The organism is Comamonas sp. Tr-654 (assembly GCF_011752915.1).
In the GTDB taxonomy this organism is placed as follows: domain Bacteria; phylum Pseudomonadota; class Gammaproteobacteria; order Burkholderiales; family Burkholderiaceae_C; genus Comamonas.
On the sequence record NZ_VWWQ01000003.1, the window covers coordinates 675798 to 688455 of the forward strand.

9 protein-coding genes are annotated in these 12658 nt (G+C 66.4%); 5 read left to right on the top strand and 4 right to left on the bottom strand.

The genetic code is table 11. The annotated features are described in order from the left end of the window. Positions 1-38: 38 nt before the first annotated feature. The 3 genes from F3J24_RS12790 to F3J24_RS12800 all read right to left on the bottom strand — a co-directional run bounded on the left by F3J24_RS12790 (position 39) and on the right by F3J24_RS12800 (position 5915). Entirely contained in the window at positions 39-2912 is a 2874-nt protein-coding gene (locus F3J24_RS12790) for an Hsp70 family protein (RefSeq protein WP_167006666.1), read from the bottom strand. A gap of 381 nt (positions 2913-3293) precedes the next feature. Continuing rightward, entirely contained in the window at positions 3294-5258 is a 1965-nt protein-coding gene (locus tag F3J24_RS12795; RefSeq protein ID WP_167006669.1) for an Hsp70 family protein, read from the bottom strand. A gap of 3 nt (positions 5259-5261) precedes the next feature. After that, a complete protein-coding gene (locus tag F3J24_RS12800) occupies positions 5262-5915 on the bottom strand; it encodes a DUF2760 domain-containing protein (protein ID WP_167006672.1) in 654 nt (217 codons plus the stop codon). 465 nt (positions 5916-6380) lie between these two features. Between F3J24_RS12800 and F3J24_RS12805 the strand changes: the two genes are divergently transcribed. Then, complete coding sequence (locus tag F3J24_RS12805) at positions 6381-7292, top strand: transporter substrate-binding domain-containing protein (protein WP_167006675.1); 912 nt, start codon at positions 6381-6383, stop codon at positions 7290-7292. 126 nt (positions 7293-7418) lie between these two features. Here F3J24_RS12805 and F3J24_RS12810 read toward each other — a convergent pair whose 3' ends face one another. Next, on the bottom strand, positions 7419-8336 hold the full coding sequence (locus tag F3J24_RS12810) for a LysR family transcriptional regulator (protein ID WP_167006678.1): 918 nt from the start codon (positions 8334-8336) through the stop codon (positions 7419-7421). Positions 8337-8508: 172 nt separating this feature from the next. Here F3J24_RS12810 and F3J24_RS12815 point away from each other — a divergent pair, with 172 nt between their 5' ends. The 4 genes from F3J24_RS12815 to F3J24_RS12830 all read left to right on the top strand — a co-directional run bounded on the left by F3J24_RS12815 (position 8509) and on the right by F3J24_RS12830 (position 12549). Then, positions 8509-9927, top strand: a complete 1419-nt coding sequence (locus F3J24_RS12815) for a VOC family protein (RefSeq protein ID WP_167006681.1) — start codon at positions 8509-8511, stop codon at positions 9925-9927. Next, the gene (locus F3J24_RS12820; RefSeq protein ID WP_167006684.1) at positions 9924-11162 is read left to right on the top strand and encodes a PLP-dependent aminotransferase family protein; all 1239 of its coding nucleotides are present in this window, start codon (positions 9924-9926) and stop codon (positions 11160-11162) included. The genes F3J24_RS12815 and F3J24_RS12820 overlap by 4 nt, the downstream gene beginning before the upstream one ends. A 193-nt stretch (positions 11163-11355) precedes the next feature. Continuing rightward, entirely contained in the window at positions 11356-11535 is a 180-nt protein-coding gene (locus tag F3J24_RS12825) for a hypothetical protein (RefSeq protein ID WP_046461005.1), read from the top strand. Positions 11536-11673: 138 nt separating this feature from the next. Beyond that, positions 11674-12549 (top strand): hypothetical protein, encoded by an 876-nt coding sequence (locus F3J24_RS12830; protein ID WP_167006687.1) that lies wholly within the window; start codon positions 11674-11676, stop codon positions 12547-12549. Positions 12550-12658: the final 109 nt, after the last annotated feature.

Genomic DNA, 12658 nt, shown 5'->3' on the forward strand with positions numbered 1-12658 from the left:
GCCGTGGCCACAAACCTGCCAGCAGCGGCTCGGCCTCTTCACAACAGCACCAGGCCCGGCGGCAGGCTGTCGCCCAGACTGCGCTTGTGATCCTCGGCCTCCATCTGCACCACCTGCTCGACCATGGTCATCCAGCGTTCGGGCGCACCACTGCTGCGCATCTTCTCCAGCACCTGCGCTCTGATGGCATCGGGCAGGTCACGCGCGCGGTCGCCCGTCATGCGGGCCATCTGCACGGCGGCAAACATCGCGGTTTCGTTCCTGCGCCAGTCCTGGGCCAGCGTGGCGTTCAGGAACTCCAGCGCCGCCTCGGGCGGCATCACCAGATGGGCGTTGGCGGCCAGCGACTGGCGTGCCGCGAGGCGGCCTATGGCCCACCAGGTCTGCACGGTTTCACCCTCGCGCCTGAGGCGCTGCAGCATCCACTGCCCCATTTCCTGGCGGTACTGCCAGGGAACGGCCTCCATGGCCGCGAACAGGCGCAGCATGTCGTCATAGCTGCCATGGCTGGATTTGCCGCGCGTGTTCTGCTGCACGGCCTTCTGCATATGGCCGGCCACGTCTTCGAGCAGCTCCATCTGCCGGGCCTCGTTCAGACCCGCAGCCACGCGGCGCCAGAACACCCACCACTCCGTCCAGTTGGCGGCATCTTTGGCATGACCCAGGCCCTGGCCATACAAGGCCCAGACCTGGTCTATGCGCCAGCCATCGAGTTCCGCCCCCACGCCTGGGCGCAGACACCAGCCGGCAAGGTTGAACCAGACGCGCTCATGGTCGGCCGTGCGGCGGCGGCGCCTGGCACGGGCCAGCAGCGCATCGAACAGGGCACGCAGCAGGCCCAGCTCCCAGCCCTCGCGCGGGCCGAGGACTCTTTCGAGCGACTGACGCAGCTGGCGCACTTCCTTGGCCGTCACCTCCTGTGCCTGCGTGCCAAAGATGCGGTCTATCAAGGCCACGGCGTCGGGCAACTTGGTCGCTACAGAATTGGATTGTTGTTGGGCTTCAGCGCTTTGTGGGTCTGGGCAGCCAGCTATGGTTTCCGCAGTCACTGCACCGCGCACGGCAAAGGGCAGCAACCAGGACTGGCCTGCGTCCTGCACGGCCACGCAGCGCACTTCCAGCGTGCCGACCTCGCTCATGCAGGCTTGCAGCTGCACCTCGACCTGGGCAGCAGAGCGGCCTTCGGGCGCGGGCAGCACCGTGGCCAGGGGCGGAAGCTCCACCCAGCCATCGCCGGTCAGCGCTGCAATCTGGCCGGCCTGCGCAGGTAAATGGCTCTGGCTGTTGGCCAGCAAATTGAAGCGCACGGCCTGGCCCAGCCTGAGCGCAAAGCGCCGGCCCGAGAGCACCATGCGCACGCCCTCTTCCGTGCCACGCGGCAGCAGGCACAGGCCTTGCGGAGCCTCGCCCTTCTTGCCCGGAAGCAGCAGCCAGTAGCTGCGCGCCGAACCGCCGCCAATGCGCGGCACCAAGGGTTTGACCACCGCTGACGCTTGCCCGGCCCGTGCTTCAGGCCGGTTGGGTGCAGCAATCTGGGCCGCAGCCAGCTCGATCTGATGGCGCGCCAGCCCATAGGCCGCCGCACCGCGCGCCACGGCCCAGTCCGGGTGCGGGTTGTGCAGCACGCGCACCGGGCTGCCGCGCCACCGGTCAAGCAATTGCGTCAGACGCTGCACCATGGCATGGGCGTGGAACACACCGCCGTTGAGCAGCACAGTATCTGGCAGCCCCTCGCTTGCATGCTGGCCGAGAAATTGCGCCAGATGACGGCTGATGGCCGCATCGGCTGGATAGGGCAGGCCAAAGCCGCGCAACGCACCCTGACGCCTGGCGGGCATATCACTGATCTGGACGACCGGCAAAAAGCCGTCGACCACCGACTGCCGCACCTGCTCGCGGCTCAGCGTGACGCTGTGAGTCGCTGCCAGCAGCTTGCTGCCGCCCCCCAGCAGGGTAATGCCGATCTGCTCTGGCGCGTTCTGCGCCAGCAACTGTTCCTTGGCCATGCGGCAGCGCTGCACCAGCTGGGCAAAGCGCTGGGCGGACAGTCTCTGGTTTTGCTCTCCCGCCTTGGCCGCAAACGCAGTCTCAAGCTGATGGGCCAGCGCCAGATCCATGTTGTCGCCGCCCAGCATCAGGTGCTCGCCGACGGCCGTGCGCGTCAGCGTCGGCAGGCCACCGTCGGCCGCTGCATCCACGCGGATCAGCGTCAGGTCGGTAGTTCCCCCGCCCACGTCCACCACCAGTACCAGCCGGCTGTCCGCCAGTTGCGCGGCCAGCTCATCGCCCTGCAGTACCAGCCAGTCGTGAAACGCGGCCTTGGGCTCCTCCAGCAGCTGAACGTGCAGCAGACCCGCCATCTGTGCGGCTTCCAGCGTCAGCGCACGTGCGCCCTCGTCAAATGAAGCAGGCACCGTCAGCACCACGCTTTGCTGGTTCAGTGGCGCTTCGGGATGGGCTTGGTCCCAGGCTGCTTTCACATGGGCCAGATAGGAGCTTGAGGCCGCCAGCGGCGATACCTTGGCCACGTCCTCGCCGGCCCCCCAGGGCAGGATGGCGGCCGTGCGATCCACACCGGTATGCGAGAGCCAGCTTTTGGCACTGGCCACCAGCCGCCCCGGCACGGCTGCTCCCAGGTCTCGCGCCCAACGACCGATGACGGAGGGCGCCGCTGCATCTGCGCCCTGCGGCGGCCAGGGCTGGCGCCAGCCCTCGCCCAGCTCGCCCGGGGCTGCCTGGTAGCGCACCGAAGGCAGCAGCGGCTGGGCCACGACCTCTCCTGCCGTGCTGCGCTGGGGAATGTCGAGCAGCGCAATATCGCTTGTCGCACCGTCCAGCGCAACGCTTGCCACGACCGTGTGACTGGTGCCCAGGTCGATGCCGACGGCGTGGGTGGGGCGGGATGAATGCATGGGCTGAGACGGAGACACGTAAAACTCTGTCGCCGATCGTAACAAGAGCCGGATGCCCGAATCGCCTGCCGGGATCAGCGGACGGCGAGGTCTCTGTCGCTGGCAATAAAGCTTTTGCTGCTCGGGTAGCCTCCTGCCACAAGGCCTAACCCCTGTTTCAGCGCACGTGTGTCACTGGCTTGTTTGGGCGACATGCTTTGGACACGGGCATACATGCAACCGCAAACTCCGCTGTGACTTTCGCAAACAAGAATGCAACAAGGGCCTGCCTGCAGAAGTAGTCGCCCAGCCTGAACCCGTTTTGCGTAAGTCGTGTCCAGTACAAAAAAGCCCGCCAACCAATCGGCCAGCGGGCTTTCGCAGTCAAGCGACTCAACAGCCTTACCCGGCAACCTCGGCAGAGGTCTCCGCACGCACATCGAATTCCACCTTCCAGCGCTCGCTTCCGCCCACGGGCACGGCGTTGAGTTCCAGGGTTCCGATATCGGTCACGCGCGCCTCCAGGGTCACGGGCACCACCTCGCCGGCCGCACGGCCAGAGGCGGGCAGATTCAGCTCAATCTCCTGCAGCTCCACCAGCTCTTCGGGTGACCAGAAGTCCAGCATGGTGCCGACCTGATCGGTGCGCCGCACGGACGATCCGAAGAAGCGCAGACGCACGGGCTCGCCCACGACCAGGCCGAACTCTTCGTCAGGCAGCGCGACTTCCGTGCCCTCTTCCATGCCGAACGGTGCCAGGCACAGAGCGGACAGGGGCGGCTCCATGCCGGGGATGGCGGGCATATTGCTCTCCACGCCCACGTAATAGGACTGGGCCGTGCCGCCGCGAATGCGCACGCCGCGGCCGCTGGTGGCGATATGGCCGTAATAGGCCGCGCCACGCGCCACGGCCAGATCGAGATTGGCACCGTCCAGCAGACGCGCAGGCTCGCAGGCCTCGTCGTCCAGCCAGCCGTTGATGACTTCCAGAATGCGCTGCTCGATCTGCGGCGCCTTGAGCACGCCGCCGTTGAACAGAATGGCCGTGGGATGCAGAAAGGTGGAGCCGTCGATCTGATCGCCGCTCAGGCCATCGATCTCGGCCAGCGCATGAACCTGGCGGCTCAGAAAGGCCGCCAGATGGCGCGTGACGGCCGCATCCTGGGCATAAGGCAGGCCCAGCTGCGTGAGCGCGCCACGCGCACGGGTCTTGGGCTTGTCGCTGACGGCCACCTTGGGGAAAAAGCCTTCGACCAGCATGGCCAGCACTTCGTCCTTGGTGACTTCGGTGCGGATGCTGCCGCCGATGAGCTTGCTGCCCCGGCTGGGCACGACCACGGGCACGGCCTGCAGGCTTGCGTCGGCCAGCAATTGCTCCTTGGCAGCGCGGCAGCCATGGGCCAGCGCGCGGGTTTGCCAGGCATCCAGCTGCTTGCCCTCGGCCGCCAGCTTGCGTGCCACGCCATAGGCCAGGGCCAGGTCCATGTTGTCGCCGCCCAGCAGAATGTGTTCGCCCACGGCAATGCGCTGCAACTCCAGATTGCCTTCGCGCTCCAGCACCGCGATCAGCGACAGGTCGGTGGTGCCGCCGCCCACGTCCACGACGAGGATGATGTCGCCATGCCTGACCTGCTTGCGCCATTGGCCGCTGCTGGCCTGGATCCAGCTGTACAGCGCGGCCTGGGGTTCTTCGAGCAGCGTCAGCCTGGCAAAACCCGCGGCCTTGCAGGCCTCGGCCGTCAGCTCGCGCGCGGCGGGGTCGAACGATGCCGGGATGGTGACGGTGATGTCTTGCTGCTCGAACGGGGCCTCGGGATGGGCCTGCTCCCAGGCGCGGCGCAGATGCGCGAGATAGCGGGTGGAAGCGGTCAGCGGCGAGATGCGGCTGACTTCCTCAGGGGCATCGGCGGGCAGAATGCCGGCGCGGCGATCGACGCCAGGGTGGCAGAGCCAGCTCTTGGCGCTGCTGACCAGGCGGATGGGCGTGGCCGCGCCACGGCTGCGGGCGAATTCACCGGTGATGAAATCACCGGGCGCGCCGGGCAAGCTGCGCTCAGCCTCGGTCAGCTCGCTCTCGTGCGGCAGATAGAGAAAGGACGGCAGCAGGGGCCTGGCCTCGACACTGCCGGGAGCCGTGAGCTGGGGAATGTCCAGCACGCCCTGCACCACCTTCTCGCCATCGCTGGCGGTCTTGTTCACATAGGACAGCGCGCAGTGCGTGGTGCCCAGATCGATGCCGATGCTGAACTGAGCGCCGGCAGAAGGAACATCGACCTGGCCAGCAGCGCCTTGCGGCTGAGCGGCAGCAGCCACGGGCGCGGCCTGGGAAGCCGCACCGGATGCGGCGATGGAGGCAAACATGTTCATGGCTTACAGCTCCACTTCGGCCTGGGCGATGACCTTGGCGGCCTGGCTGTCGATGAGCTGGGGCAGCTTGACCTCCGTCACCAGCCAGCCACGGTGGGACAGCGTGCCGGTGAACGGAGCATTGCCGACCACATTGCCCGTCAGGCGCACGGCAGCGGCGTCAAAGCCGGCCAGCAATGTGATGCGCGAGCCTTCGGCTTCGCTGCGCACGGGGCTCAGTGTGAAATGCTCGCGCAGCACCTTGCGGCAGCCTTCATGGACCACGCGCGCGGCAGCGCCGATTTCGGCGTCGGTATAGGGGGCGACGTCTTCCTGGATGAAGTCCACAAAGCGGGCCTCGCGCTGCATCAGTCCCAGCAGCTGCAGGGCGGCGCTGTCGTTGGCGACGAGTTTTTCCACCTCGACGCGTTTTTCGACCGGAACCTCGACGGTCTTCTCCACGATTTTCTCGACCGGCACTTCGACGCGGACCTCGACGATCTTCTCGACCGGCACTTCCACGCGCACTTCCTTGGGCGCGACGTCGGCGGCAAAGGCCTCACCGGCGCGCACACGGGTCACGTCGGCGGCCAGACGGCCGTTACCGAGGATGGCAAAGAAACTGCCGATCGCGATGGCGATGCGGCTCAGGAATGAGGGGGGAGTATTGGCAGTCATGGAGTCTGTCTCAAAACGGGTTCACGCATGCAGAGTCTCTCTGTGGCGCCCTTGCGGGCTGGGCTGCGCGAACCGAAAACGGAGCCTGACCAGGTGGCAGCAGCACGGCCGGCCCTGGCGACACAAGGCTGGACGCGTCGCAAACGGATGCGCGCGGGCCTGTGCAATAGGCGCAGATATTACCCAAAAAGCCCGATCTGCCCTCCCGCTATGGCTTTGCCTCGCCTGCGGCCGCGCCGGGAAGCGCGCTGCCGGGTCATACGCCGCAAGCATGACCTTCTTCCGTTTCATCGTTATGAAGCCGCCGCCATTTGCCGGATAGTTGCTGCATAACATTGACAGACAGGCCGTTGCGGCCACAGGTCCTACCGGTTCACGGGCTGCAGCAATGCGTGGCACCAGGAACGACCGAACAACAACAGCATTGCGTTTTCCATACGCCCACTTTCCGAGGAGACCTCCCCCATGCGCCTGATGACCGCGAACCTGACGCTGGCATGTACCGCCCTTGTAGCCGCCATGACCACTTTCGGTGCCCAGGCCCAGACCGCCCCCGGCAGCACGCTTGAGAAGCTGCAAAAGACCGGCAAGGTGGTCATAGGCGTGCGCGAGAGCTCGGCCCCCATGGCCTATGCCATAGGCGCCAACCATCGCTTCACCGGCTACCACGTGGAGCTGTGCGAGAAGGTTCTGGCCCAGATCGCGCCCAGCGCCAAGATCGAATACATGGCCATCACCGCGCAGAACACCATGCCGCTGGTGCAGAACGGTACGGTGGATCTGGGCTGCGGCCCCACGACCAACAACCTCAGCCGCCAGAAGCAGGTCGCCTTTGCCGTCACCACCTATGTCAGCCAGGTGCGCATGGCCGTGCGTGCAGACTCGCCCGTGACCTCGTTCAAGCAGCTCGACGGCAAGACCGTGGCAGCCTCGGCAGGTACCACCGCCGTGCAGCTGCTGCGCAAATACAGCCACGAGAACAATGTGAAGCTGCCGACCCAGCTGGGCAAGGACCACTTCGAGAGCTTTCTGATGCTGGAGTCCGGCCGCGCGGACGCTTTCGTGCTCGACGACAACCTGCTGGCCGGCGTGATCGCCAACGCCAAGGACCCCAAGGGCTACAAGATCGTGGGCGAGGCGCTGGGATCGGAGCCCATCGCGCTGCTGATGCGCAAGGACGATCCCAGCTTCAAGAAGGCCGTGGACGATGCCCTGGTGCGCATGATGAAGTCCGGCGAGGTGGCAAAGATCTACGACAAATGGTTTATGCAGCCCATTCCGCCCAAGGAGATGCCACTGAACCTGCCCATGAGCGAGACGCTCAAGCAGCTGCTGCAAACACCCAACGACAAGCCGCTGGAAGCCTACAACAGCTGAAGCAACCACCAGCCGGCGCTTGGACCCATGCATTATTGATAGCTGGTTGCGCCTGCTGAGAAATCACTTCAGACATATTCATCGCTGAATCCCTTGAAGGAGCTGCACTGGCAGCTCCTTTTTACATTACAGCGGTGCAGAGGAAGCGAACTCCTGCGCGACCTGCTTGAGCCAGCCCTGGAAAGCCTGCAGCGGCGGATAGGCCGAGCGGCTGGTCGGCCAGGCCAGGTAGTAGCGTTCGGCACTTTGCACCTCGGGCAGCTGCGGCAGGGCCTGAACCAGATCGCCGGCCTGCAGCTCGCGCAGGATCAGAAACTTGGGCAGCAGCGCCACGCCCACGCCGGCAATCGCCGCCTGCGCTGCCGTGGCGAACTGATCGAACAGCATGCCCTGCATATCCCCGCCCTGGCAGCCCTGACTGCCGAACCAGCGCTGCCAGGCGTCGGGACGCGACGCCAGATGCAGCAGTGGCGCGCGCAGCAGATCCTCCGGCCTGGCAAAACCGTGGCGGGCCGCCACATCGGGGCTGCAGGCCGGCACCACGGTCTCGCTCATCAGAAACTCCAGCTCCGCGCCCGGCCAGTTCGGCAGGCCGAAATGAATGGCGGCATCCACGGCTTCGAGCTGGAAATCGAACTGTGACAGTCGCGTGGTCAGATTGATGGTGATGCCCGGATGGGCGCTGAAGAACTGCGGCAGCCGCGGCGCCAGCCAGCGCGTGCCGAAAGTCGGCAGGATGGCCAGGTTCAGGCTGCCGCCCTGGGGATTGGTGCGAAAGCCCAGCGTGGCATTGGAGATGCGCGCCAGGGCGGCGCGGATCTCCTGCGCGTAGACCTGACCCGCAGCGCTCAGGCGCACGGTCTGGCGCTCGCGCACAAACAGCTCGGTGCCCAGGCGCTCCTCCAGCGCCCGGATCTGGCGGCTGACGGCACTTTGCGTGAGATGCAGCTCGGCGGCCGCCGCAGTAAAGCTCTGGTGCCGCGCCGAAGCCTCGAAGGCGCAGAGCAGGGACATGGGGGGCAGAAAGCGACGGGATAGCTGCATGGAACAAACCGGTGAGTGTGGGGCTACTGGCAGGTTCATTCCATTTAGGTATGACCTGAAGGCAGGATTATCGTTTGACCAAAGTCATGACGACGCACAACATCCTGCATATTCCTGCGGCCACGCCAGCGGCGCGGCTATCCCACGACCCCAAAGACCCTTCTGTTCCGTCATGAGCGCCACGCCCCACGCCTCTTCCACAGCTGCCCGATTTGTCTCCTCCAACGAGATCCGCACGCGCTTCTCGCGCGCCATGTCCGAGATGTACCGCAAGGAAGTGCCCCAGTACGGCACGCTGATCGACCTGGTTGCCGATGTCAACGCTCTGACGCTGCAGGCCGATCCCGAGCTGCGCCAGCGCATGAGCAGCAGCGGCGAGCTTGAGCGCCTGGATGTGGAGCGCCATGGCGCCATCCGCGTGGGCACGGCCGAGGAACTGGCCACGCTGCGCCGCCTGTTCGCCGTGATGGGCATGGAACCCGTGGGCTATTACGACCTCTCGGTGGCCGGCGTTCCCGTGCACTCCACGGCCTTTCGCCCCGTGCACGACGAGGCGCTGCTGGCCAACCCGTTTCGCGTCTTCACCTCGCTTCTGCGTCTGGAACTGATCGCCGATGAGGCGCTGCGCGCGCAGGCCGCCGAGATCCTCCAGCGCCGTCGCATCTTCACGCCGCGCGCATTGGAGCTCATTGCTCAGGCCGAACGTGACGGCGGCCTGGACAGCGGCGATGCCGACGCCTTTGTGCAGCAGGCCCTGGAGACCTTCCGCTGGCACAGCGACGCCACCGTGGATGCCGCCACCTACAGCGCCCTGCAAAAAGCCCACCGCCTGGTGGCCGATGTGGTGTGCTTCAAGGGACCCCACATCAATCATCTGACGCCGCGCACGCTGGACATCGACCTGGCCCAGGCCGATATGCCCGCGCGCGGCATGGATGCCAAGGATGTGGTCGAAGGCCCGCCGCAGCGCGCCTGCCCGATCCTGCTGCGTCAGACCAGCTTCAAGGCGCTCAAGGAGGCCGTACGCTTTACCGATGCCGACGCCAACGCGGACAGTGCTGGCGCCCATACCGCCCGCTTCGGCGAGATCGAGCAGCGCGGCGTCGCGCTGACGCGCAAGGGCCGCGCGCTGTACGACGAGCTGCTGGGTCTGGTGCGCGGCATCGACAGCGCAGGCAGCGCCGCGCCCGACTATGCACACCGCCTGCGACAGGTCTTCACGCAGTTTCCCGACACCCACGAGGAGCTGCGCCGCCAGGGTCTGGCTTTCTACCGCTACCGGTTGACCGGGCTGGCTCAGGCCGCGCTTGCCCAAAGCCCTGCCGAGGCAGATCTGGAAGCGCTGATCGACAAGGGGCTGGTGCAGGCCGAGCCGATCACCTATGAGGATTTTCTGCCCGTGAGCGCAGCCGGCATCTTCCAGTCAAACCTCGGTGGCGAGGAGCAAAAGCAATACCAGGCCCATGCCGCGCAGCAGGTCTTCGAGAGCGCACTGGGCGCACGCGTGCATGACGAAATCGCCTTGTACGAGGCCAGCGAGCAACAATCCAGGGCCCAGGTTCTCGGGCTGCCGTCGGGAGCTGCGGCATGAGTCAGGACAGCGCACTGGCCCCCTTTGCCGCCGTGTTTGCCGAGCCTGCTGGATCGCCGATACGCGAGCTGTTTCCCTATCTCTCGCGCCCCGGCATGATCTCGCTGGCCGGCGGCTATCCATCGCCCAGCCTCTTCGATGCCGAGGGCCTGGCTCAGGCTGCACAGCAGGCCATGGCCCAGGGCCCCGGCGCGCTGCAATATGGCGCCACCGAAGGCCTGAGCGAACTGCGTGAGGCCCTGGCACAGCAGGCGCGCGAGCGCGGCATGCAAGCGACGGCCGCCGACATACTGGTGACCACCGGATCGCAGCAGGCCTTTGACCTGCTGGTGCGCGTGCTCATCGAGCCCGGCGACACGGTGCTGGTCGAGGTCCCCGCCTACCCCGCCACGCTGCAGGCCCTGCGCCTGGCGCAGGCGCGCATCCTGCCCATTCCCATGGACGATCAAGGCCTGCAGACAGGAGCCCTGGCCGACCTGCTGGCCGCACTGCCCGCAGACCAGCGCCCCAAGCTGCTCTACACCGTGCCGAACTTCTCCAACCCGCGCGGCACGCTGCTGGCGCAGGAGCGCCGCGAGGCTCTGGTGCAACTGGCCAGGCAGCACGGCTTCTGGGTGGTCGAGGACGATCCCTATGGCGAGCTGCGCTTCGACGAGCCCGGCGACGTCCCCCAAGCCATGCCGGGCACCGTACGCTCCGCGGGCGAGCGCCTGGCGGCAGGCGGCAGCAACCCGGTCATCTATCTGTCCAGCCTGTCCAAGACCGCTGCTCCCGCGCTGCGCGTGGGCTGGATGCTAGCCGACGCGCCGCTGCTGCGCCGCTGCACGGTGGCCAAGCAAACGGCCGATCTGTGCACCTCGCCGCTGACGCAGTCGGTCGCTGCCTTCTATCTGGCCAGCGGGCGCTACCCGGCCACCGTGCAGCGCGCACGTCAGGAATACCAGCGCCGCATGCAGGCCCTGGTCCAGGGCTTGAACGCGGCACCGGACAGCGGCATACGCTGCTCGCGTCCCGCAGGCGGCATGTTTGTCTGGGCCGAGCTGGACCGCCAAATCAATCCGCAAAAGCTCTTCGAAGCCGCCGTCGCCCTGGGCGTGATTTATGTGCCAGGCAAGGCCTTCTATCCGGCCGACCCCGACCTGCACACGCTGCGCATGTCGTTTGCCGCACCCGAGGTGCCGCAGATCGCGCAGGCCGTGGAGCGCCTGTGCCAGGCCGCTGCGCAAAGCCGCTGAGATAAAGCCCCCTGTGCCGCTTCGCGTCTTCCCCCTCTCTGGCTTCGCCGGAGGGGGACGGCACCGATGCTGCGAGGCGGCCCTTGCGCGGCGCCCGGCCATGCACAGCGCCATGAAATAACGGAGAAGCAGGAGGTCATCTGCACCGGCCCGGGCTGCGCGGCATAATCGAGGCTCAGTCATCTTCTTATCCATGGCCTGCCTGCACCTGTCCACCGCCGCCCGCCTGCGCCGCTCTGCCCTGGCTGCAGAGCTGTCCGCGCGTGCCTGCGTGCTGCGTGCGCTGCACACCCGCCGCCATGGCATTCCCACCGCATTCGTGAGCCTGAGCGGTGTCACGGCCATGCTTTCCGCCGCCGTGCGGAAGGCTTGAAGCACACAGCTCACATCCTCCGCACGGCCTTCCAGAACAGCATTTCCCAGGTGCATGGGAGAGGTACGTCCACGCCTTCGAGGTTCCGTACTGCCACAGGCACCGCATCTTGCTCAAAGGACGATCCGGAGGTCAGCCATGGACATGGAACTCACTCAAAATTTCTTGCGCGGCAAAAATCCCTGTGCCATGGGTTACCGCTGGTTTGTGCGCAACAACCTGGCCGGCGGCGACTACCAGGCCGCCATGGACACCCAGGTGGCCGCTGGCCGCGTGGAAGATGCGCGCTGGCTGCTGGAGAACTTCGGCTCCACCAACAGCGTGCTGGAGCTCGAGCATCTGGAGGCCGACCACTTCGTCTATGCCGGCACCCTGATCGTGCACGGCGATGTGCGCGTCACCGGACAGCTGCTGGTGGGCCGCAGCCTGCAGGCGGGCGGTGGCATACGGGCGGGCAAGCTCGAAGCGGGCGAGGAAATTCAATGCGGCGGCGCCATCTTCGCCAGTGAGCTGCTGCAGGCTGGCGGCAGCATCAAGGCGGCCTGGAGCGTGGAAGTCGAAGGCGAGCTGCGCGCCGAAGACCTGCGCTGCGGCTGGGAGCTGAGCGTCGGCAGCCATGTGAGGCTCAAAGGCAATGCCCATATCGGCCAGGAGGTGCTGGTGCAAGGCGATATGCACTGCGGCAAGGGCCTGAAAGCAAGCGGCGCGATCGAGGTGCAGGGCCTGCTCGATGTAGGCCACGGCATTGCCGGCAACGACGGCATTCTGTGCGGCAACCATATTCAGGCCGGCTGGGGCATCAAGGCCCAGGGCGATATCCGCGCGGCCTGCAGCATCCGCAGCGGCGAGACCCTGCAGGCCGATGGCGAGATCGCGGCCGGCCCGGGCTATGGCGTGTTTGCCGGCATGAATGTACAGATGCAGGCCTGGCCCGACTGCGCCTGGGTGCGTGCGTTCAAAAAGCCCGAGGCGCTGATCAGCGGCTTCTGGGAAAATGCAGCGCTCACCCCCTGAGGCGCTGCGCGCCTAGGCGGCCCCGCCCTCCCCCTCTCTGGCTACGCCGGAGGGGGACGACACCCTCGGTGCGGGGCGGCCCTTCCTCGGTGTCCCTGAGCAAGCGGCC